Consider the following 23,875-nt stretch of genomic DNA (forward strand, 5'->3'; position numbering starts at 1 on the left):
AGATTATGAACGCATCCAGTGCGGAAAATGCCTACACGCACTGGGAGATCTGTTTCCCGGATGAAAGTGGTGTGCGGACAAATGGAGAAATCTTTAAGTTGCTGCCGAAGTATTCGTTCAGGGATCGTGTTAAAAAGGGTTTCACAGTATCGGAGCGCAGAACATCTCCTGTCGCTCATCAACGATATCCTTCCAAGAGCATCTAAAATCATCTGCGATTCCAAAGAGGCGGCGCTTTCTGAGACCGGAGATTTATTGATTCCGATAAAGGACGGTATCATTTCAGAAAAGGATATACTTGGAAGCAGGAAAAGGAATGAATTGGGGCTAAGGCAGACATATAACATAGAGATATTAAGAGGTACAGCAACAATGAAAAATGGTTGCTGTACCTCTTAACTTTTAAGATTATTCCTGACAGGAACGGGATAAAATATATGAATTATAGATAAAAGAGAAAGTGCTTATTAATAAAAAAGATACTATAGGGCAATGATTTTTCTTGAGAGAATGAAAGGTTAGTGCTATTATGAAGAGGTTAGAACAATTTCAGAAAGGAAATAGAAACGTGACTTATAAAGAAGCAAGGGTATATCTGGATGCGATGTCCAGATACGGAAGTGTACTTGGCTTGGATACGATTCGGGGACTGCTTGAGGAACTGGGGAATCCACAGGAGGATTTAAAGTTCATTCATATTGCCGGAACAAACGGAAAAGGATCTGTGCTTGCGTATACTTCAACAATATTAAGTAAAGCAGGATACAGGACAGGACGATATGTTTCACCGACAGTGCTCTCCTATCGTGAGAAGATTCAGGTGGATGGAGAATGGATCTCCGAAAACGAACTTACAGAGTTGACGGAAGAGATAAAAGAAGCGATTGCCGGATTAGAAACAGCAGGTGCACCGATACCGACGCTGTTTGAAGTTGAGACGGCAATGGCTTTTTTATATTTTAAGAAAAAAAGCTGTGATCTGGTTGTGCTGGAATCCGGACTCGGCGGAAGACTGGATGCAACGAATATTGTAAAGACAACTGTGTTGGCGGCATTTGCAACAATCAGTATGGATCATATTGGGATTTTGGGAAATACAATCGAAGAAATTGCAGCAGATAAATGTGAGATTATTAAATCGGGATGTAAAGTTGTGTCTGCAAAACAGAAGCCGCAAGTGAAAAAGATACTGGAAGAAAAGGCAGAAAGAACAGGGTGTCCGTTTACGGAGGCAAAACCGGAACTTTTGATAATACAAAAAGAAACATACAAAGGAATGGATGTAGAAACACCGGATTTTGGAAATCTTCATAGTGGACTTACAGGTGAATATCAAAAAGAAAATCTGGCAACAGCGCTGGAGATAGTTTGTGCGCTTCGAAAAGAAGGATACAAAATACCGGAAGAAGCTGTGCAAATTGGTGTGGCAGAGACAAAGTGGCCGGGAAGATTTACCAGTCTGCGGGAGAATCCACCTTTGATTGTTGATGGCGCACACAATGAAGATGCAGCAAAAAAGCTCGCTATATCAATAAGACGATATTTTCCGAATTACAGGATCCACCTGATCATGGGCGTTTTTAAAGATAAAGAATATAAAAAGATCACAGCAATGTTGTGTCCGGACGCAGAGTGTGTATATGCGATTCATCTTCCGAATGAAGAACGCACATTATTGGCAGGAGTGCTTGCGGAAGACGCAGCGAAATATTGTGAGAACGTAATTGCATTTGAAAAAGCAGACGCACATAGTGATTTGGAAGAGGCATTGAAGACTGCATATAGAAATGCAAAAAAAGAGACAGAAGAGAAGCAGAAATCCGTTGTGATTGCCTGCGGTTCTCTATCTTATCTGGGAGATGTGATTCAGATTGTGGAAACATGGGATAAAGCATGAAAGTGATATATTTGCAGAAAATAACATTTTTGATAGAATAAAACAGATAGTAGAACTATAGAGGGAGAGAAACATGATCGATCATGAGAAAATAGAACAGGCAGTCCGTTTATTACTGGAAGGTATGGGAGAGGATGTAACAAGGGAAGGTCTTAAAGATACACCGGACAGAATTGCCAGAATGTACGAGGAAATTTATGGCGGAATGGACGAAGATGCAGGAGTCCATCTGGCAAAAACATTTACCGTAGACAGCAGCGAGATGGTTATCGAAAAAGACATCACATTTTATTCAACCTGTGAACATCATCTGCTTCCATTTTATGGGAAAGCACATATCGCTTATATTCCGGACGGAAAAGTTGTAGGACTTAGCAAACTGGCACGAACAGTAGAAGTGTTTGCAAGAAGGCTGCAGTTACAGGAACAACTGACCGGACAGATTGCCGATGCGCTGATGCAGTATATGTGTCCGAAAGGCGCAATGGTTATGGTAGAAGCAGAGCATATGTGTATGACAATGCGCGGCATTAAAAAGCCGGGAAGTCAGACCGTGACAATTGCAAGAAGAGGCGTATTTGAAACCGATCCGACTCTGGAAGAGCGGTTCTTCCGGATGCTTGGGAAATAGATGAAATGGTGAAGATGAAGTCAATGGAACATGCAGAGAAAGAACAGAAGATGGAACGACTAAATACAGTACTCAGACATCCGTTATATCAGCAGTATTACGAAGAACTGAGAGAAGAAGAAAGAGACAGGCTCTTCTGCTGTCATCAGATGGAACATTTGTTAGATGTAGCAAGAATTGCATATATTCGGAACTTAGAAAACAATCTTGGATATTCGAAGGAATTGCTGTATACGACAGCGATTTTACATGATATCGGAAAAGTATTGCAATACAAAGAAAAAATTCCGCACGAGATTGCCGGAGCGCAGATTGCAGAGAAAATTCTGGATTCACTGCCAGAGGCAGTCGCCTATACGGAAGAAGAAAAAAAAGAAATTTTGACAGCCATCCGTGGGCATCGCAGGGAACGAAAAGATATGACAAAATTGGAAAGACTTTTATACGAAAGTGATAAATGTTCCAGAAATTGCTTTGCCTGCCCAGCGAAAAAAGAATGTAACTGGAGTGAAGAAAAGAAAAACAGGGAGATACAGATATGATCATCGGGAAAAAAGAGTTTGATATTAAAAATGAAACGTATGTAATGGGAATTTTAAATGTAACGCCGGATTCATTTTCGGATGGAGGAAAATATAACGGTATGGATAGAGCACTTGCACATGCAAAACAGATGATAGACGAAGGTGCTGCGATCATTGATGTAGGGGGCGAATCGACAAGACCGGGGCATGTACAGATTACGGAGGATGAAGAGATTGCAAGAGTAACACCGGTTATCGAAAGACTGAAACAGGAGTTTGCTGTTCCTGTTTCCATCGACACTTACAAGAGCAGAGTTGCCGAAGTGGCACTTCAGGCGGGTGCTGATCTGGTGAATGACATCTGGGGATTAAAATACGACCCGAAGATGGCAGGAGTGATTGCAAAGTATGATGTGGCATGCTGCCTGATGCATAACCGGGAAAAAGCAGAATATACAGATTTTCTGACGGATTTCATGACAGATATGGAGGAGTGTGTGACACTTGCAAAAAAAGCAGGTATTTCAGAGGATAAGATTATTCTTGATCCGGGTGTAGGATTTGGAAAAACTTATGAGATGAATCTGGAAATCATTGATAAAATGGAATGCCTGAATAAGCTCGGCTATCCGGTACTTCTCGGTACGTCGCGCAAATCTGTGATCGGACTTACTCTTGATCTTCCGGTAGAAGAAAGAGAAGAAGGAACGCTTGTTACAACTGTATATGGTGTACAGAAGGGTTGTGCGTTTGTGCGTGTGCATGATGTACAGAAAAATCTTCGCGCAATCCGCATGACGCAGGCAATTATGCGTGAGCATGAAGTGTAAAATATGGGAAACAGGTAGCTGATTAGGACAATAATACTCATGAAGTTTTGCAAACAGGAAAGCAGACTGGCAGAAAGAGTGACAGGTGTGAGGAATAATAATTATGAAATATATAAATAAAAAAACAAGTCAGGATTATGACCAGATAAAAATTACAGATCTGGAAGTATTTGCCAATCACGGTGTATTTCCGGAGGAAAACAAACTGGGACAGAAATTTCTTGTGTCAGCAGTGCTTTATACAGATACAAGAAAAGCCGGGAAGACAGATGATCTGACGGCATCTATCCATTACGGTGAAGTCAGTGCATTTATCACAAAATATATGAAAGAACATACCTACCATCTGCTAGAACGGGTGGCAGAAACCCTTGCGGAAGAGATGCTTAAGAGCATATCGGGACTTTGCAAGATCGATCTGGAGATCAAGAAGCCATGGGCACCGGTAGGACTTCCGTTGAAAACAGTCAGTGTGAAAATTTCGCGCAAATGGCATACAACATATATCGCACTTGGCTCTAATATTGGTGACAGTGAAACTTATCTGAATGAAGCAGTCGAAAAAATAGGACAGATTCCTACTTGTACAGTTGAAAAAGTTTCTTCTTATCTTGTAACAGAGCCTTACGGAGTGACAGATCAGCCGGATTTTTTAAATGCATGTCTGAAACTGCGGACGCTATTATATCCGGAAGAATTGTTAAAAGAATTAAACCGGATCGAGAAAGAAGCGGGCAGGGAGCGGATTATACACTGGGGACCGAGAACACTGGATCTGGATATTCTGCTGTATGATGACATCGTACTGGAAGAAGATGATCTCTGTATTCCACATGTTGAAATGCACAAAAGAAGCTTTGTACTGGAACCATTGGCCGAAATTGCACCGTACAAACGCCATCCGGTATATGGAAAAACAGTGCGGGAAATGTTAGAGAAAATTCAGGCACAGTTATAGTATAATAAACAAGGGGCAATGAGGTAGATAAACTGCAGACAGAAATATCAAGACAGAAAAAGGAGGCAGAAGAATGGAACTTTGGGATATTTATGACAAAGATAAAAATCCAACCGGTCGCACGATGAAGAGAAATGACTGGTGCTTGAAGGATGATGAATATCATCTGACAGTACTTGGAGTAGTTGCAAGATCAGATCACACGTATCTTATCACAAAACGTGTAATGACAAAAGCGTGGGCACCGGGATGGTGGGAAGTATCCGGAGGCGCAGCACAGGCAGGAGAAACTTCAGAAGAAGCTGTTATACGCGAAGTGAAGGAAGAGACAGGGCTGGATGTAAGGAATGCGGAAGGTGGATATTGTTTCACATATCACAGAGAAAACCCGGGAGAAGGAGATAATTACTTTGTAGATGTTTATCGCTTTGTTCTGGATATTGACGAGAGTGATATACATTTACAGGAAGAAGAAACAGCGGGATACCGTTTCGCGACAAAGAAAGAAATTGAAAATCTTGCCGGAGAAGGCATTTTCCTGCATTATGACAGTATCAAAGAAGTTTTCAGATAGATTATCTATAAAATTGATAACTCTATAGATATAATAAATACACAAAAAAATGATAAAAAAATAACTTATTTTGTAATTATTGACGAAAACAAAAGCATTGTGTATACTAAGGGCAGTTGATAAGTCGGCAGATGAATTCGTGAGATACCGTATGGATAAAGAACAGGGGCTAGGCTTTATCCGAAACGGAGCCGAAGGGGTAGGCAGAAACTCTCAGGTAAAAGGAATGGATTCGGACGACACTCTGGAGAACAATATTTTTAATTGTACCGAAGAAGTAAACTGGTAGTTATATGGGGGAAAAACGATCAGCAATCTTTCAGGTAAAAGGACAGAGGCAGACAAAAGATCTTTAGTAAATGAAGCAAAGGTTTTTTGCCTGTTTTTTATTGGGGGAAACAGGCGTATCGAAGGAGGACAATAAGATGAACAGAATTGAAGATGTAACAAATTATATCAAAGAGTATGATGACGAAGTTGGAAAAGCACTGGAGCTGGAACTTGGAAGACAGAGAAGAAATCTCGAACTGATTGCTTCAGAGAATATCGTAAGCCCTGCGGTTATGCTCACAATGGGAACCGTTCCAACAAACAAATATGCAGAAGGATATCCGGGAAAACGTTACTATGGTGGATGCGAAGACGTAGATATTCTGGAGAACATTGCAATCGAACGTGCGAAGAAGTTATTTGGCGCAGAGCACGCAAATGTACAGCCACATTGCGGAGCAAATGCTAATACAGCAGTTTATCAGGCACTCATCAAACCGGGTGATACAGTTATGGGACTGAACCTGGCACATGGCGGACATCTGACACATGGTTCACCGGTAAACTTATCAGGACTCTTATATAATTTTGTACCTTACAATGTAAATGATGAAGGATTTTTGGATTATGACGAGATTCGTAAGATTGCACATGAATGCAAACCCAAATTAATCGTAGCAGGAGCATCTGCTTATCCAAGAGAGATCAAATTTGATGTTTTCGCTGATATCGCAAAAGAAGTTGGCGCATATCTGATGGTTGATATGGCTCACATTGCAGGACTGGTAGCAGCAGGACTTCACCAGAGCCCGGTTCCGTATGCAGATGTTGTAACAACAACAACACATAAGACACTGCGTGGACCAAGAGGTGGACTGATCCTTTGCAAAGAAGAGCATGCAAAAGCAATTAACAAAGCCATTTTCCCAGGAACACAGGGAGGACCGCTTGAGCACATCATCGCTGCAAAAGCTGTATGCTTCGGAGAGGCTCTGAAACCAGAATTCAAAGAGTATCAGCAGCAGGTTGTTAAGAATGCAAAAGCACTTGCAGATGCTATGGTAGCAGAAGGATTTAACCTTGTAAGTGGTGGAACAGATAACCATCTGATCTTAGTTGATCTTCAGAATATGAACATTACAGGAAAAGAATTACAGAATCGTCTGGATGAAGTATATATTACTGTTAATAAAAATGCAGTACCGAATGATCCTGCAAGCCCGTTTGTAACAAGCGGAGTTCGTATCGGAACACCTGCAGTTACAACTCGTGGACTGAAAGAAGAAGATATGAAGACAATTGCAAAACTGATCAAGATGACAGTTACAGATTTCGATACAAAAGCAGATGAGATCCGTGCAGAAGTTAACAAAATCTGTGAAAAATATCCGCTGTATAAATAAGAGCTGAAAAACTACATAAATGAATGGAATAGATCCCTTACTCAATTATAAACAGAAAAGTCCGGTGCGTTATGGAGAAGCACCGGATTTTTCTGTAGCTTTTTTCGCACCGCTGTGATAAAATACATCTACAACATATGTTGATTCATAAAAATCTAAGAGTACTTAATTTCAAAAAAATCAAAAACCATTATCAAAAGAATATCAAAACATATTCAAAAGGTTCGAGTCGAACAGGAGAATCCAAACTAAATTTACTTTCTAGCATATTAATAGAAAAGGGCGGACTGTGTAGATGTAGACGATTTTTCACTAATCCGTTATACTTAAGGAGGAAACATATGATTAAAAACGAAAAAATAAATATGGAAAATGATGCAATGCTTCAGAAGAATCAGGGTGGGAAGAAAGGTCGTACATTGAAAGATCTTAACTTGATGGACGATTTCCTGTTTGATGTTGCAACAGAAGATTTGGAAACATGTAAGACAATTATTGAGTTTGCAACAGGAAAAAGATTAAAAAGCCTGCGCTGGAAAGAAGGACAGAAAGTAATACATAATCTGCCGGGAAAACGAGGAATCCGTATGGACTTTGTTGGAGAAAAATATTCCTTAACACGAACGGAACAAATGCCGAAGAAGTAGAGCCGGAGCTAGTGGATTTTTTGCATTATATTACAGAAAGCAATGATACAGGATTGCGTGAAAACAGTGACCATCGGCTGAAGGACTTGCATCATAAAATTCAACAAATAAAAGCCAGCGATGAGATGGAGGCGAGTTTTATGAAAGCAGAGGAACGCGAAAGACTGATTAGGGAGAAAGGAAGAGAAGAGGGAAGAGAAGAGGGAAGAGAGGAAGGACGAAGACAAGTAGAATTGATAAAATTACTATTAGAAAAGAAACAGTATGATGACGCAAAGCGAGTAACGGAAGATGAAGAGTATTGTGAACAGTTATGTGAAGAATACAACATATAGATAATGCCTATAATAAAAAAAATCAATTAGACGGTCCGGAAAATGTTCTCTATAATTAATAAGATATAGAAAATGGAGATACTGTGTCTAAAATAAGAATCCAGAGGAGAAAGCGGTAAATCAGATATGGAAGATAGAAGAAAACTGGCAAACGGAAAAGAAATATGGGTCATCAAAGCCGGATTCCCGAATAATGCATCGAAGAAGAACTGGTCTGACTATTTTTTTGCCTGTACATTAAAAAAATATCTGAACAGAGCAGGCGTATATACAGTTATAGAATCCAGAGATGAATGGGAAAACGAAGGTGCAGCGGATGTTGTAGTTGCATTGCGGGGACCGGAAGCATATTATCCGGACAGAAGGGATCCGGATACCATTTACATTATGTGGAATTTAAGCCATCCGGACAGAGTTACGGTGGAAGAGTATAATGCCTATGACCTGGTCTGCATTGGTTCCGCAAAAGAAGAGTATCTGGAAGAAATCTGTAGGAAAGTGCAGGTTCCGGTACGTCAGTTGTTAATCTGTGCAGATATGGAGATCTTTCACCCGGCAAGAGTGGAGAAAGAAAAAAAATATGACTGGGTGTTTGTAGGTAATTCCAGAGGAATTAAAAGAAAAAGTGTTGTTTGGGCGCTGGAGCATCATATCCCGCTTAAGATATGGGGAAAAGGATGGGATAAGTTACTGCCGGAGCACGCCGATGCAGTCATGGCAGAGAACATTCCTAATTATATGCTGCCGGAATTGTACTGGGAGACGAAGATTACATTGAACGATCATTATGAAGACATGACGGAACATGGCTTCATGAATACTAGGATACTGGAAGCAATGGCATGTGGAGTTCCTGTTCTTTCCGATTATGTAGATATTATAGAAAAATTATTTGGAGATTCGGTACTGTTTTATACTAATGAAGAACAATTTGTAGAACAGGCAAAAAAAATACAGGTTGATTATCCTGCAATCCGGGAACGGGTAGAACAGATGTGGCAGATGTTGCAAGAAGAATATTCCTTTGAAAGCCGTGTAGAGCAGCTGCTGACATTAAGAGAAGAATTGCAGGGAGAAAATCAAGGGATATTTGATATGTTTTATAAGAAGTTTGAGCAATTACAAAGCGAAGCGGATACACTGGATTATGAGACATGGCATGATAAATATACAACAATAAAGGAAGCGTATATGCAGCTCCCGTGGATGGCGCAGAGGTCTGAAGAGCTTTTGGAAGATAAGAAGCGGATTCAATTTGAATCTTGCTTTCCAGGACTGAAAGAAAGAATAAAGGTTGCTGAAAGACAAAGAAGAGAGAGAACCTGGAAAGAGCAGGAACAGCATCTTCTTGATGAAACGGCTAAAAAAATAAAAGAAAATGACAAATTAAAAGAACGGAATCAATTTCTGGAAGAATGGAAAGACAGATTGGTGCGTGAAAGAACGGAGCTTCAGGAAAAGTTACAGCGGACTTATGAGGAAAAATCGGAGATTAACAGGAAATTGCAACAGACTTATAGTGAGAAATTCGACCGTGGTGTGGAAATTAAAGAATTAAAACAGATCAACAGAGAGCTGAAGAAGAAGATTGACGGAATCAAAGGATGTAAAACATACCGCCTTGCAAGATGCATAGGCTTCCCGGTCAGAATGTGGAGAAAATTGATAAGAGGATGAAAAAAGTAGGAAAAACAGACGTATCGGTGATTATGCCGGTATATAACACAGAACCTTATTTAAGAGAAGCGCTGGATTCGCTTCTTAAACAGACGAATCCGAATATAGAAATCATATGTGTGGATGATGGATCGACGGATGCTTCGGCTTCCATTTTGAAAGAGTATACAGAAAAGGATCCGCGTGTGCAGATACTAAGGCAAAATCATCAAGGCGCCGGAGCAGCACGGAATCTGGGAATGGAGAGTGCGCAAGGCGAATATCTGTTGTTTCTGGATGCAGATGATTTTTTCACAGATACACTTGTGGAAGAGATTGCCAAAAAAGGTAATAAAACAAATGCGGACGTGATTCTTTTTGGAGCAAGGAGGTATGATGATCTGACAGGGAGATCGGAGCACGTACCGCGTTATCTCTGGAGAAAATTACTGCCGGTACAGGAAGTGTTTTCGAGAAAGACCATGGAGGGGGAACTGTTTACACTGACAACACCTGCTCCGTGGAACAAGTCTTTCCGGCGAAAATATATTCAGGAGCAGAAACTTAAGTTCCAGAATCTTCCGAATAGCAATGATGTCTATTTTACATTAATGGCACTTGGAGCAGCGGACCGTGTGGCGGCTGTGAGAGAAGATCTGGTATATTACAGAGTCAATTATGGTGGAAGCCTGCAGAACAGAAAGGATCAGAACCCGCTTTGTTTTCTTGAAGCGTATGAATCGGTTTATAAAGAGCTGACAAGAAGAGGTATTTATGAAGAACTGGAGATAGGATTCTGCAATATGGTGGCATCCGGCTGTGTTTATAATCTCCGGACACTTCATTCGGAACAGGTGCGCCAGAAAGTGATCGATAAATTATGTTCGGACAGATTTCTGGATATGCATTTGTTGGAGCATGCGGATGAAGAATACGATATGCCTGAAAATATCAATTATCTGCGTGGACTTCCATACGCCAGAGAGGTGAAAAAAGAGCGGGAACGCAGACAGAATTATGGAGCTATACGTTGCATAAAGGAAGGAAAGTCAATCGGGCATCCGGTAGTTACTGTTGTGATTGCCGCTTATAATGTGGAAAAATATCTGGAAGAGTGTCTGGACAGCATTACAGGACAGACTTTAAAAGAGTTGGAGATTATCTGTATTGATGATGGTTCCACGGATTATACACTGGGAATTTTGAAGCATTATGCAGAAGAAGATGAGAGAATTTCTGTATATACACAGGAAAACTGCGGATTGTCTGTGACAAGAAACAGAGGAATGAAAGCAGCATCCGGAGATTATATTTATTTTATGGACAGTGATGACTGGCTGGAACGGGAGGCACTGGAACAGCTTGCCGGAAGATGTCAGGAACATGATTTGGAAGTTTTATACTACGATGGCTGTGCGTTCTTTGAAGAGAAAGACATGGAGGATGTGCACAACGAATTTGACGGATATTACCAGAGAAAGGGCAACTATCCTGCTTGTTGTGATGGGAAAGAAATGTTTCAAAGGATGCAGAAAACAAAAGAGTACCGCACAAATGTAGGCATGCAGTTTTTTAAACGCCGGTATCTTGAGGAACATCATTTTGCTTTTCAGCCGGGGATTTTGCATGAAGATATAGATTTTACATTTATGACAATGCTGATGGCAGAGAGATGTGGATATTGGAAGAAGGAATTCTTCCACCGCAGAGTGCGATTGGGTTCTATTATGACGGCAAAGACCAGTTTTGAACATATTTATGGACTGATGAAGAGCTATGTGGCGATGGAACATTTTCTGGGAATCCATTCCATGCCGGAAGAGATGGCAGATGTCCTTTATGATACAATGCATACTGTATTATGGCGTGCGGCAAAACAATATTCCGAGATGCCGGAGGCACAGAAGTACGCATATGAAGGATTGTGGGGGCTGGATAAGATCCAGTTCCAGACGCTGGTGAGAGAGCATACACGGATCACGGAAAAACTGTTTCGGACATATAAGGAAAAATCCGAGATCAACCGTAAACTTCAGATCACATATGGAGAGAAATTTGACCGTGGAGTGGAGATTAAGAAGCTGAAAAAAGAACTTGCGGAAACCAGAAAAGAGCTTACAAAGACACAGAAAAAGCTGTCGGGCATCCAATATTCGGCTACTTACCGTGTAGCCAGAGTGATTGGATTTCCCATCCGTATGATACGCAAACTTTTCAAAAAAGCGAAGGAACAATAAGAAACGAGGAATTTGGAATATGAAGAAAGTATCGGTGATCATACCGGTTTATAATGTAGAAGAATATCTGGAAGAATGTATGGAGAGCGTGATTCATCAGACGCTGAAAGAGATTGAGATTCTCTGCGTTAATGATGGATCAACGGATCATTCGCTGCAGATTCTGGAGCAGTATGCGAAAAAAGATGACAGGATCCGCATTATTTCACAGAAAAATGGTGGCTATGGGAAAGCGATGAATCAGGGATTGGATGCGGCATCCGGTGAATATATCGGCATTGTCGAGCCGGATGATTATGTTCCGTTAAATATGTATGAAGATTTGTATAGAAAAGCAAAAGAACAGAATCTGGATTTTGTGAAAGCTGATTTTTACCGTTTTGTAACCGCAGAGAATGGAAATAAAGAATTATATTATAATCATCTGAGTTTGAATCCGGAAGATTATAATCATGTGTTTAATCCGAGTGAAACACCGGATGCAATCCGTTTTATTATGAATACATGGAGTGGTATTTACAGAAGAGATTTTCTTGAACAGTATAAAATAAGACATCATGAGACACCAGGAGCATCTTTTCAGGATAATGGCTTCTGGTTTCAGACGTTTATCTATGCGAAACGTGCAATGATTTTAGATACACCTTATTATATGAATCGCAGAGATAATCCGAATTCATCCGTGAATAACCGTGAAAAAGTATATTGTATTAATCAGGAATATGACTATATTAAAGATATTTTAATGCGGGATGAAGCGTTGTGGAATCGTTTTCGTCATGTATACTGGTTTAAAAAATATCACAATTACCTCGGTACACTTTGGCGGATCGCAGAAGAATACCGCTATGAGTATCTGATGCGGTTCAGTGAGGAATTAAAAAGAGGAATTGCATTAGGAGATGTTAATCCGGATACATTTACAAAGAAAACATGGAATAACATTGAACGGATAGTGCAAGATCCGGAGCATTATTATAAAATGTGCGTGTATCCAAGAACCATCAATCAGCAGGTGTTCGAACAGATTACGAAGCTGGAAGAAGAAAATCAGGAACTTCGCCAAGAGATTAAAAAGATCAGGAGTTCCAAAACATTTCGTGTTGGAAAACTTCTCTTTGGAGCACCGAGTCTTTTAAAGAAGAAACTTCGCGGAGGCAGATAAAATGTGCAAAATATCGGTGATCATTCCGGTTTATAATGGAGAAACATATCTTGCGCAATGTCTGGACAGTATCATCGGACAGACGTTAAAAGAGATTGAGATCATATGTGTAAATGACGGATCGAAAGACCGGACACAGCAGATCCTTGAAAAATATGCGGAAAAAGACAGCCGTATCCAAATAATCAGTCAGGAGAACGGCGGCGCCGGAGCGGCGAGAAATGCAGGACTTCGCATTGCAAGAGGAGAATATTTATCCATTCTGGATGGAGACGATTTCTTTGAACCGGATATGCTGGAAAAAGCATATAAAAAAGCAAAAGAAAGTCGGGCAGAGCTTCTGGTGTTTGGATCAGATCAATACTACGAAACAACCGGCGAGTACAAAAGTGTGACATGGACGATCAGGCGGCATGCACTTCCTCCATACCGACCGATGAATTACCGACAGTTTACCGATAATGTATTCAAAGTATTTGTCGGATGGACATGGGACAAGCTTTTTCTTCGAAGCTTTGTAGAGGAACAGAGACTTTATTTCCAGGAACAGCGCACATCAAACGATCTGCTATTTACCTTCCTTGCTATTGTGACCGCAAAGAATATAGAGATTCTGGATGAAGTACTCATCCATCAGCGCAGAGACAATCAGAATTCGCTGTCTAACACAAGAGAACAGTCATGGACCTGCTTTTATGAAGCGCTTCTGGAACTTCGAGAGGAGTTGAAAAAAAGAGGACTCTATCATGAACTGGAGCAGGACTATATCAATTATGCATTGCATTTTTCGCTCTGGAATCTGGAGACGCTGAATGGCCCAAAGAAGAAAGAACTGTATCAGATATTAAAGAAAACCTGGTTTCACGAACTGGGAATAGACGGAAAAAAAGCGTTTTATTTTTACCAGAAGGGAGAATACCGCAAGTATCAGAATATTCGAAAGAAAAGCTGGAGAGTTTATGAACAGGAGCAGAGATAAGAACGAAGATAAAAAAATGATACAAGTGAATAATGTCAGAGAAGAGTCGGGAGAGCATGTGCCGAAGGTATCAGTGATCATTCCGTTTCATAATGCGCAGAGTCACCTGGAAGAGATGATGGATTCTGTAGAAGCGCAGACATTCCGGGAGATTGAGATTCTGTGCGTCAGTGACGGATCAGAAGATGACTCCATTAAGATTATACGTGAGCGCATGGAGAAAGATCCGAGAATCTATCTGATCGAGCAGGAAAAGCACAATGCCGGAGTTGCAAGAAACAAAGGTTTGGAATGTGCAGTGGGGAAATATGTTGTGTTCTGGGATGCAGATGACCGGTTTCATCCAAAAGCACTGGAGGAACTGTATCACAAATCCGAGCAGGTGCAGGCAGACATCTGTGTCTGTGAAGTGTGTGAATTTCGCGGGGACGGCAAATTATATGAAACAGGCGGATATCTGCAAAAAGATAAATTGCCGGAGAAAGATCCATTTAATAAATATGACATACCGGGGGATATCTTTGGCTTTGCATCGAACATGCTGTGGAATAAAATGCTTCGCAGAGCGTTCATTGTGGAAAATGAGATTACATTCCAGGATATCCGGCAGGGAAATGATACTGCATTTGTCATGCAGGCAATGTATCATGCAGAGCGGATTACAACGGTCAGTAAAGAGCTTGCTTATTATAGAATGAACAATCCAGGAAGTTTAACGTCACAGGCATCAGAGACATGGAAATGCCCATTTGAATCGTATCGTTATACATGGGAACAGTTGAAAAAGCAAGATGATTTTGCGTTGGTAGAGAAAAGTTTTCGCAATAAGATGATAAGAGGATTGTTTCGGTCTTTGAATATACAGACTTCTTTTGCCGCTTACCAAGAATTGTATGATTTTCTGAAAGAGGAGGGAATGCATGCGGTTGATCTGGAGGACGTGACAGAAGATATGGTAGAAGAACCATGGATGTATGCGGATCTCATGCGAATGAAGTCGATGTCGGCAGGAGACTTTCTTCTATGTAAAGCAACGGAACGGATGAATGACAGAGACCAGTTAAAATATACGCTTCGCAGGGTGCGCAGAAGACTGGCATTCCTACTGGCTCTTAATGAGAAAATAAAGCGATTAAAGAAGAAAATTAAAGGGAAATCTAAGAAAAGTATCGATGAAGAAGGAAACAGATAGAAAATCTATTGATTAAAACGACAAAAATATAAAATATGGCTTATTTATTGATATAAATGATAAATAAGCCATATTTATTGAATTTATCAATTAGAGAAAAGCCGGAAAATATGATACGCTACATAATAGACTATCGGGTCATTTAGGAGGAAAAACATGAAAAACAACAGATGGAAGAAGGCACTTTCTGTTGCTCTCGTCTGCTGTATGCTGGCTGGAACAGGACTCACATCCGAAAACTGGGGAGTAGAATTTGATGCGACTTTGAAAGAGGGAGGAATGTCTGTATCGAACGAGATACAATCAAAGAAGTGAAAAAAGACACTGCAATCATCGAAGTTCCGGAAGATCAAATAGTGAAAATGATCTGGTAGTCAAGGAAACACAATTACATTCAATAATAAGCAGGGGCTTTGTCCCAACACTAGTTATAAAGATAAAAGGTATGGAAGAGTAGCGGTATGAACGAAGAGAAGAAAAAAGAAAACCATATAAAATTAATTATTTTTGTCGCAATCATCATGGCAATTCTGGTGCTGAACCATATATTCGGATGGTCGAAATATATTGGCAATATCAACAACCTGAAGATGTTAGACGATATGGTAGACAATAACCTGCCGGTGGCACTGGCAATCTATGCAGGGCTTACAATTGTCGGTTGTGTAGTACTGGCATTGCCGGGAATCACATTTGCCATTGCAGCCGGACTTCTCTTCGGACCGGTGCTCGGAACTATTGTATGTTCCGTAGCAACAACAATCGGTGCGATGCTTGCATTTATTGCAGGAAGATTTTTCTTGAAAGACAGTATCAAACCGGCAGCTATGAAGAACAAATATTTGAAAAAATGGTTATTTGATGAATCTGGAAACAACGAGATCTTTATCTTAATGATCACAAGACTGGTGCCTCTGTTCCCATATAATTTACAGAACTTTGCATATGGTGTGACAGATATCAAATTTATGACCTACTCTGTATGTTCCCTCCTTTTTATGTTGCCGGGAACGGCAATGTATACAGTAGGAACAGCCGGACTGGCAGATAAAGAGAATCGAATTTTATATATCGGAATTGCAGTCGTACTCGCAGCGCTTGTGCTTGCGATGGGCGCATTCCTCAAAAAACGTTATGTACAGCCGGAAGAGAGTGAGAATGAACATGAAGAATAAACGGGCGGTGATCGTCTTTACACGAGTGCCTGTTCCGGGAAAGACAAAGACAAGACTGATGCCTTATTTTACACCGAAACAGTGTGAACAAGTACATATTTGTCTGCTTAAGGATATGAAGAGAGAATGTGAACAGGCGACAGCAGATATTTTCGTCTGTTATACACCGGAAGACAAAGAGAAGAAGATCCGTAAGATTTTCGGAAAAGAAGCGAAATATTTTCCGCAGAAAGGGGAAAATCTTGGTGTGCGGATGTATGTCGCTATCAAAGATATTTTGAAGATGGGATATGATTCCTGTATTTTATTTGGCACGGATATCCCGGAACTTCACAGCACAGATATGGAAAATGCATTCCGTATATTAGAGACGAAGGATATTGTATTCGGACCAACGGAAGACGGCGGTTACTATCTGGTTGGAATGAATGAGCCACACAAAGAAGTATTCGAAAAGCAGAGTTATGGACATGCCAGTGTGATGGAAAATACACTGGCAGGACTGAAAGAAGTCGGATTACAGGTCGGATTTATCCGGGAATTAAGTGACATTGACAGAAAAGAAGATGTCATAGCTTTCCGGCAGAAGATGCGGGAGAATTCGAAATTACAGAAAACGCAGACTGGAAAATACCTGATGCGTACAACGAAGATATCAATTATTATACCGATTTACAATGAAGAGACAACGATCCTTGCTATGAAACGGCAGATGGAAGGCCTGAAAGATAAATGTGAAGTTATATTTGTAGATGGTGGAAGTACAGACCGGACATTGGAATTGCTGGGAGATACATTTCCGGTATATCATTCGGACAAAGGAAAGGCAGCACAGATGAATGTCGGTGCAAAGAACAGCCACGGAGATATTTTATGTTTTTTGCACTGTGACAGCGAAATTCCGGTTACACTTGTACCAGAGATCCGGTATGTAATGAAAGACCATCAGGCAGGATGTTTTGGAATCGCATTTCATTCAAAAAATTTCTTTATGTGGACATGCCGCGTGATTTCCAATCACCGGATCAAAGACCGGAAAGTCATGTTCGGAGATCAGGGTATATTCGTGACAAGAGAGCTGTTCTTTGAAGCAGGAATGTTTGCAGAACTGCCGATACTGGAAGATTATCAGTTTTCACTGACTTTAAAAGAAAAAGGTATCCGCTTAGGAATGGCAAGACACCGTATTTACACATCGGACAGACGTTTCCCGGATGGAATCATTCCAAAATTAAAGCTCATGTGGCTGATGAACCGGTTACGCAAGATGTACCGGGATGGTGTTCCGATTGAGAAGATCGCAAGCCTCTATAAGGATGTGCGATAGATGTATTGTAATTTAGGAGACAAATATGGATAGCATTAAAGGATTAAAAGAATATGTCCGACATTCCTTTTACCGGGAGGTATTGGGGCTCCCGGAGGAAGTGACAGAGAGATATGAGATGCTGGCGCAGGGTGAATACAACCGTAATTATGTATTTACACATCCGGTGACCGGTAAGAAACTGGTGCTCCGCGTGAACTGCGGAAGCCAGATGCATTTAAGACATCAGATTGAATATGAATTTCACGCATTGAAACTTCTGGAATCTTCAGGAAGAACACCGAAGCCACTTTATGTTGATGGCAGTCTGGAGTATTTAGACCATGGCATTATGGTCATGGAATTTTTGTCTGGAACAACTTTGGATTATCACAAAGGGCTGGGCGGTGCAGCAGAATGTCTTGCAGATATTCACAGTGTGAAGATGCCGGAAGAAGGTATGCACACACTGATCACACCGGAGAATCCGCTGGAAGCGATTCTGGATGAGTGTGAGGAAATGGTGAAGACATATATGGAATCATCGCTTGGTGAAGAAGAGAAGAAAGAAAAGATTCGTGAGATGCTGGATACGGGCTGGGAGATTGTAAGAAGCATTCCGAATGAGACGGTTTACCAGTGCTGCGTCAATACAGAATTGAACAATACGAATTTTCTTGTAGATGAGAAGGGATATACTTATCTCGTAGACTGGGAAAAACCGTTATATGCCGATCCGGCGCAGGACCTCGGACATTTTCTGGCACCGACAACGACATTCTGGAAGACGGATGTGCTGTTAGAAAGAAAGGAGATGTTAGATTTCCTCGATACATATATTAGGGCGGTTGCCGGAAGATTCGATGTCACAGGATTGAAGAAACGTGCCATGCAGTTTACAGGAATCACTTGCCTGCGTGGAATTACATGGTGTGCCATGGCATGGGTACAGTACAGAGAGCCTGGGAAAATGTTATTTAACCAGTCTACATTTGAGAAATTGAACGCATATCTGGACACAGATTTTCTGGAGAAGATGCATCAGTTTCTGAAAGATACATTTTGTATGTAAATAAAATTTACATAAATATATGATACAAAGGGAGAGACACAATGAAAAAGAAACTTTTGTCAGTGTTGCTTGCAGCTACGATGACACTTTCACTTGCAGCATGCAGCAGCAACAGCAGCAAAGACTCTTCGGACAAGAAAAATTCGAAAGTGGAAGAGATGTCATTTGATGACATGAAAAAGGAAGCCAAAGGCTCAACCGTAACATTTTATGGATGGGGTGGAGATGAAGTCCTGAATAAATGGCTGGACGACGTATTCGCACCGGATATGAAAGAAAAATACGATATCAAGATGGAACGTGTTCCGATGGATATTGATCAGATCTTAAGCCAGTTATCCGGAGAAATGGAAGCAAACAAAAAAGACGGTGACATTGATATGATCTGGATCAACGGTGAGAACTTCAAATCAGCAAAAGAGAAAAACATGCTGTACGGACCATTTACAGACAAGCTTCCGAACTTCTCAAAATATATCGACACCAAGTCTGAAGATGTAAATTATGACTTTGCATATCCGATTAAAGGATACGAAGCACCATACGGAAAAGCACAGTTTGTATTTATGAAAGACAATGCTGCTGCAAAAGAAACTCCAAAGAATGCAGAAGAATTCTTAGAGTTCTGCAAGAAATACAAAGGAAAAGTAACATATCCAAAACTTCCGGACTTCACAGGAAGTGTATTTGTGCGAAATATCATTTATGAAACCTGTGGTGGATACGAGCAGTTCATGGATATGAAAGCAGACAAAGCAACTGTGAAAAAAGCAATTCAGCCAGCACTGGATTACCTGAAGAAATTAAATCCATATCTGTGGAACGGTGGAAAATCATTCCCGGATTCCTCTACAAAGTGTGAGAAGATGTACTCTGACGGCGAACTGGTTATGTATATGACATATGGCGCTTATGATGCAGCTGTAGGAATTGACAACGGAACCTATCCGAAGACAACTCAGACATTCCAGTTTGACAAAGGAACAATCGGTAATACGAACTTTATGGCAATCGCAGCAAACTCTGCTAACAAAGCCGGAGCAATGGTAGCAATCAATGAGATGATGTCACCGGAGATTCAGGCAAGCCGTTACAAAGAGATGAAGACTCTTCCGGTTGTATCTTATGACAAACTGTCTGATGACCAGAAGAAAGAATTTGACAATGTTGACTTAGGAAAAGGTGTTATCGCACAGGATGAGCTCCTTTCCAAGAGACTTCCTGAGATGCCTGCACAGCTTGTTCCGGTTATCGAAGAGATCTGGCAGGAAGAAGTAGTTGGCAAATAATTTAGCAAAAAACGATTTAGTAAGTGTGGAAAAGAATACATGTGGAAAAAATTCATACCATATGCGTTGTTGGTTCCGCAGATTATACTTGGAATCATATTTATAGCAGGACTGGCAACCGGAATCACCCAAAGTCTTGGGGTGATTCCGGCTTTTGGTCTTACAGAACCAACATTTAAATATTATAAAGAGATCTTATCCAGACCGGATATTGTAAAATCAATCATTTACAGCTTGTATATTGCAGTCACATCAGCAACTCTGGCAGTTCTGATCGGAGTCGGAATATGTGCGGTACTTGTTATGAATACAGATACAAAAGGAAAAGGGATGCGGATCATTCAGCTCCCGATCATTGTGCCTCATGTAGTCGTTGCACTGTTTGTAGTGAATATTCTTTCACAGAATGGTTTGCTTGCAAGAGTTTTATGTGCAATGGGATTTATCAAAGAGCAGCAGGATTTTGTACAGCTTTTATATAGTACAAATGGTGTAGGGATCATTATCGCATATTTGTGGAAGGAGATTCCGTTTGTGATATATTTTGTCATTGCATTGATGGCAAATATTAATGGAAGCCTTGGAGAAGCGGCGATTAATCTGGGAGCCTCCAGAAGAAAAGCTTTTATGAAAGTCACCCTGCCGCTTTGTAGAAGAGCGATTGGCAGCAGTTTTCTGATCATTTTTACATTTGCACTGGGCGCTTATGAGCTTCCGCTTTTACTGGGACCGACCTCCCCGGAAGCATTACCGATCCTGGCACATACACAGTACATTCATCCGGATCTTGAAAATCGTCCGTATGCAATGGCATTGAATGGAATTATTACTATTATTTCCATGATCTGTGCAGTTGCATATTTTCGGCTGATGCAGAAAAATACAGAGATTTTAAATCGTAGAAAGGCTAAGAAAGAGCACAATGAAAAAAAGTAACAGTTATTTAGGCAAAATCCTGCTTGGGATATTTGTATTTCTCATTCTATTTCCGATACTGACGATGATCGTCTGGGTATTTACAGAACGGTGGGCATGGCCGAATCTCCTGCCACAGGTTTTTTCTACTCGTGCATTAGATGAAGTATTTGGAAGAAAAGAAGAATTAATACAGTTGTTTGCATCCAGCATTTTTATTTCTGCTGTTGTAGGTGTGTTGTCAGTAATGATAGGCACAATGACAGCAAGAGCGCTTGTGTTGTATGATTTTGCAGGAAAAGGCTTCTTTTATTTCCTTTCGATGTTGCCGTTTTTAGTGCCGTCTACGGTATTTGCGATGGGAATCCAAGTATCCTTCATACGCTGGGGACTGAGCAATACCGTTACCGGAGTCGTCGTAGCACATACGATTTGTTCACTTCCGTATGCAGTACATCTGATGATTGAAGGAACAGAGGCAGTTGGAAATAAACTCGAAGAGCAGGCAAGAGTACTTGGCGCCGGACCATGGAAAGCATTTTTCAAAGTGACATTTCCGATGTTAATGCCTGTGATGTTAGCTTCTATGAGTATGTCTTATATTGTTTCGTTCAGCCAGTATTTCATTACATTGCTGATCGGTGGAGGAAGTGTCAAGACATTCGCGATTGTTATGGTGCCGTATCTGCAAGGTGGCGACCGCAATATCGCAAGTATTTACAGCATGATTTTCCTGGGAATTACTTTGATCGTGTTTGCGATATTTGAAGGAATCAGTAAGTTGTGGACGAAAAATGGAAGCGGAGAATATTACACATAAGAGATCGGGAAATGTGGAAAAGAGATAAAGAAGTACAGAAATTGGTGGATAAGAAATGGAATTAAAAATAGAAAATCTGGAAGTAACACTTCAAAAAAATAAAATATTAAATAGAGTGAGCCTGACTGTCAAAAGCGGCGAACTAATTTCCTTACTGGGAGCTTCTGGCTGTGGAAAAAGTACAATGTTGAAAAGCATAGCCGGATTACTCGATATTGAAAAGGGACGAATCTGTTTGGATGCAAAAGAAATTCAGAATATGGCGCCGGAGAAACGGGGAACTGTGATCGTGTTTCAGGATTTAAGGCTGTTCCCACATATGACAGTGGAAAAGAACATAGCATTTCCAATGGAACTTAAGAAAGTCCCGAAGGCAAGACAGAAAGAGATCATAAAGAAACTGTTGGAAGACGTACAGCTTCCGGGATTCGAAAAACGTAAGATCAAAGAAATGTCCGGTGGACAGATGCAACGTGTAGCTCTTGCAAGAGCCCTTGCATGTGAACCGTCGATCCTTCTTTTAGACGAACCTTTTTCCGGATTGGATGAGAAGCTTCGTCTGGAAATGGGCGCATTAGTTAAAAAATTGCAGAAAGAACGGAAGATCACGACAATTCTCGTCACACATGATAAGAAAGAAGCATTGCAGATGTCAGATCGGATCGCACTTATGGATGGTGGGCAGATTTTACAATATGCTTCACCGGCAGAGATTTTCCTGCATCCGGCAAATCGGCAAGTGGCTGCATATTTTGGAAAAGCTAATTATATTGAAGGAATTGTACAGAAAGAACAGTTTGATAGCGATTATATTTCCTGTGAGGCGAAAGGTTATGCGGATGGAAAGTATGAGCTTCTTGTCCGGCCTTTTGATGTAAAAGTTATAGCGGAGGGTTCTGCTGTGGAGATCAGGGAAATGACATACTTAGGAGAGACAGTGGATCTATATTTACGGGATGAGAAGCAGACATTCTATGCACAGGATATCAGTGCAAGAATCCATGTTGCCGGATTTAAGGAAGGAGCAAGAGCGGGAATAGAATTTGCACCGGAGAGTATCTGCCTGTTTCCGGAAGAAAAGGAGTAAGAGAGAATGAAACATGTAATATTTGACTGTGATAATACACTGGGCGTAAAGGACTGTGATGTCGATGACGGACTGGCACTTCTCTACCTGCTCGGATGTGAAGAAGTAACTGTGCATGGAGTGACTTGCACTTATGGAAACAACAAGCTTCCGGTTGTGTACGCACAGACAGAAAAATTGTTAAAAGATATCGGCCGCACAGATCTGACTGTGAAAAAAGGTGGTGAATCAGCCGACACAGAGCAAAGTCCGGCAGGAGATTATCTCGCAGAGATGGCAAGAAAATACAAAGGCGAACTTTCCATTCTTGCAACCGGGTCGCTTACGAATCTAAAGCATGCCTATTATGCGGATGAACATTTCTTTGAAAATGTAAAAGAAATTGTATTGATGGGTGGAATTACAGAACCATTGATTTTTGAAAAGAAACAGATGGATGAATTGAATTTTTCCTGTGATCCAAAGGCAACATACCTGGTGCTGACAAAAGGAAATAATGTTTCTGTTATTACAGGAAATAATTGCCTGAAAGTGCTATTTACCAAAGAGGAATATCAGCAGAGATTAGGTGGGCAGAATAACCCGATGGGTGAGTATATCCTGAGAGAAACCGATTATTATTTCGGTTATAACGAAGGAGATTACGGAATCCATGGATTCTATAACTGGGATGTGATCGCAGCGGTGTATCTGGTTCATCCGGAGTTATTCGATGATCAGAAGGGTACTTACTGCTTATCAGAAGAAGATTTAAAAACCGGATTCCTGCGATGGGCCGAGGATGGACAAACCAATTTAAATCTTCCGGAAATCGGGGAAGAAGCGCCATTTAAAAATAATATATATGAGACCTGGTTTCGTGTGCCGGTAAAGGGTGTATGTAAATAAAGTTTACATAAATAAGTAATAAGGA

At 40.8% G+C, this 23,875-nt stretch carries 24 protein-coding genes and 1 riboswitch; all 24 genes read left to right on the forward strand.

The window, feature by feature from the left end; translation table 11 throughout:
- Positions 1-81: 81 nt before the first annotated feature.
- The 24 genes from DW152_RS13340 to DW152_RS08385 all read left to right on the forward strand — a co-directional run bounded on the left by DW152_RS13340 (position 82) and on the right by DW152_RS08385 (position 23,850).
- On the forward strand, positions 82-399 hold the full coding sequence (locus DW152_RS13340) for a hypothetical protein (protein ID WP_199663831.1): 318 nt from the start codon (positions 82-84) through the stop codon (positions 397-399).
- Between the two features lie 169 nt (positions 400-568).
- Positions 569-1,897, forward strand: a complete 1,329-nt coding sequence (locus tag DW152_RS08285) for a bifunctional folylpolyglutamate synthase/dihydrofolate synthase (protein WP_243059872.1) — start codon at positions 569-571, stop codon at positions 1,895-1,897.
- Between the two features lie 73 nt (positions 1,898-1,970).
- The gene (gene folE, locus DW152_RS08290; protein ID WP_021860923.1) at positions 1,971-2,528 is read left to right on the forward strand and encodes a GTP cyclohydrolase I FolE; all 558 of its coding nucleotides are present in this window, start codon (positions 1,971-1,973) and stop codon (positions 2,526-2,528) included.
- Positions 2,529-2,578: 50 nt separating this feature from the next.
- On the forward strand, positions 2,579-3,070 hold the full coding sequence (locus tag DW152_RS08295; RefSeq protein ID WP_118288437.1) for an HD domain-containing protein: 492 nt from the start codon (positions 2,579-2,581) through the stop codon (positions 3,068-3,070).
- Positions 3,067-3,882: a dihydropteroate synthase gene (folP, locus tag DW152_RS08300; RefSeq protein ID WP_118288386.1), complete on the forward strand. Its 816-nt coding sequence runs from the start codon at positions 3,067-3,069 to the stop codon at positions 3,880-3,882. The genes DW152_RS08295 and folP overlap by 4 nt, the downstream gene beginning before the upstream one ends.
- A gap of 103 nt (positions 3,883-3,985) precedes the next feature.
- Positions 3,986-4,840: a 2-amino-4-hydroxy-6-hydroxymethyldihydropteridine diphosphokinase gene (folK, locus tag DW152_RS08305; RefSeq protein ID WP_118288387.1), complete on the forward strand. Its 855-nt coding sequence runs from the start codon at positions 3,986-3,988 to the stop codon at positions 4,838-4,840.
- A 73-nt stretch (positions 4,841-4,913) separates the two neighbouring features.
- Entirely contained in the window at positions 4,914-5,414 is a 501-nt protein-coding gene (locus tag DW152_RS08310) for an NUDIX hydrolase (RefSeq protein WP_118288388.1), read from the forward strand.
- A 234-nt stretch (positions 5,415-5,648) separates the two neighbouring features.
- A riboswitch (glycine riboswitch) is annotated at positions 5,649-5,759 on the forward strand.
- A gap of 80 nt (positions 5,760-5,839) precedes the next feature.
- Complete coding sequence (glyA, locus tag DW152_RS08315; protein ID WP_118288389.1) at positions 5,840-7,087, forward strand: serine hydroxymethyltransferase; 1,248 nt, start codon at positions 5,840-5,842, stop codon at positions 7,085-7,087.
- 341 nt (positions 7,088-7,428) lie between these two features.
- Complete coding sequence (locus tag DW152_RS13480; RefSeq protein ID WP_243059874.1) at positions 7,429-7,734, forward strand: hypothetical protein; 306 nt, start codon at positions 7,429-7,431, stop codon at positions 7,732-7,734.
- Positions 7,735-7,874: 140 nt separating this feature from the next.
- Positions 7,875-8,069, forward strand: coding sequence for a hypothetical protein (locus tag DW152_RS13485; protein ID WP_021860915.1), 195 nt, complete (start codon positions 7,875-7,877; stop codon positions 8,067-8,069).
- Between the two features lie 126 nt (positions 8,070-8,195).
- Positions 8,196-9,746, forward strand: coding sequence for a glycosyltransferase family protein (locus tag DW152_RS08325; protein ID WP_118288390.1), 1,551 nt, complete (start codon positions 8,196-8,198; stop codon positions 9,744-9,746).
- The gene (locus DW152_RS08330) at positions 9,743-11,962 is read left to right on the forward strand and encodes a glycosyltransferase family 2 protein (RefSeq protein WP_158570031.1); all 2,220 of its coding nucleotides are present in this window, start codon (positions 9,743-9,745) and stop codon (positions 11,960-11,962) included. The genes DW152_RS08325 and DW152_RS08330 overlap by 4 nt, the downstream gene beginning before the upstream one ends.
- A gap of 19 nt (positions 11,963-11,981) precedes the next feature.
- On the forward strand, positions 11,982-13,127 hold the full coding sequence (locus DW152_RS08335) for a glycosyltransferase family 2 protein (protein WP_118288392.1): 1,146 nt from the start codon (positions 11,982-11,984) through the stop codon (positions 13,125-13,127).
- Between the two features lies 1 nt (position 13,128).
- The gene (locus DW152_RS08340; protein ID WP_118288393.1) at positions 13,129-14,106 is read left to right on the forward strand and encodes a glycosyltransferase family 2 protein; all 978 of its coding nucleotides are present in this window, start codon (positions 13,129-13,131) and stop codon (positions 14,104-14,106) included.
- Positions 14,087-15,298: a glycosyltransferase family 2 protein gene (locus tag DW152_RS08345; RefSeq protein WP_118288394.1), complete on the forward strand. Its 1,212-nt coding sequence runs from the start codon at positions 14,087-14,089 to the stop codon at positions 15,296-15,298. Before DW152_RS08340 ends, DW152_RS08345 begins: the two co-directional genes overlap by 20 nt.
- A 156-nt stretch (positions 15,299-15,454) precedes the next feature.
- Complete coding sequence (locus tag DW152_RS13265; protein ID WP_158570032.1) at positions 15,455-15,613, forward strand: hypothetical protein; 159 nt, start codon at positions 15,455-15,457, stop codon at positions 15,611-15,613.
- A gap of 146 nt (positions 15,614-15,759) precedes the next feature.
- Complete coding sequence (locus DW152_RS08350) at positions 15,760-16,473, forward strand: TVP38/TMEM64 family protein (protein ID WP_118288395.1); 714 nt, start codon at positions 15,760-15,762, stop codon at positions 16,471-16,473.
- A complete protein-coding gene (locus DW152_RS08355; RefSeq protein WP_243059876.1) occupies positions 16,457-17,800 on the forward strand; it encodes a TIGR04283 family arsenosugar biosynthesis glycosyltransferase in 1,344 nt (447 codons plus the stop codon). Before DW152_RS08350 ends, DW152_RS08355 begins: the two co-directional genes overlap by 17 nt.
- A 25-nt stretch (positions 17,801-17,825) precedes the next feature.
- Positions 17,826-18,851, forward strand: coding sequence for an aminoglycoside phosphotransferase family protein (locus DW152_RS08360; protein WP_118288396.1), 1,026 nt, complete (start codon positions 17,826-17,828; stop codon positions 18,849-18,851).
- Positions 18,852-18,892: 41 nt separating this feature from the next.
- Complete coding sequence (locus DW152_RS08365; protein ID WP_118288397.1) at positions 18,893-20,140, forward strand: ABC transporter substrate-binding protein; 1,248 nt, start codon at positions 18,893-18,895, stop codon at positions 20,138-20,140.
- Positions 20,141-20,179: 39 nt separating this feature from the next.
- Positions 20,180-21,076 (forward strand): ABC transporter permease, encoded by an 897-nt coding sequence (locus DW152_RS08370; RefSeq protein ID WP_117537827.1) that lies wholly within the window; start codon positions 20,180-20,182, stop codon positions 21,074-21,076.
- On the forward strand, positions 21,063-21,875 hold the full coding sequence (locus DW152_RS08375) for an ABC transporter permease (protein WP_021860902.1): 813 nt from the start codon (positions 21,063-21,065) through the stop codon (positions 21,873-21,875). Before DW152_RS08370 ends, DW152_RS08375 begins: the two co-directional genes overlap by 14 nt.
- Before the next feature lie 55 nt (positions 21,876-21,930).
- Complete coding sequence (locus DW152_RS08380) at positions 21,931-22,962, forward strand: ABC transporter ATP-binding protein (RefSeq protein WP_118288398.1); 1,032 nt, start codon at positions 21,931-21,933, stop codon at positions 22,960-22,962.
- A gap of 6 nt (positions 22,963-22,968) precedes the next feature.
- Positions 22,969-23,850 (forward strand): nucleoside hydrolase, encoded by an 882-nt coding sequence (locus tag DW152_RS08385; RefSeq protein ID WP_118288399.1) that lies wholly within the window; start codon positions 22,969-22,971, stop codon positions 23,848-23,850.
- Positions 23,851-23,875 lie beyond the last annotated feature (25 nt).

Source organism: Dorea sp. AM13-35 (assembly GCF_003473885.1).
GTDB classification, from domain to species: domain Bacteria; phylum Bacillota; class Clostridia; order Lachnospirales; family Lachnospiraceae; genus Dorea_D; species Dorea_D hominis.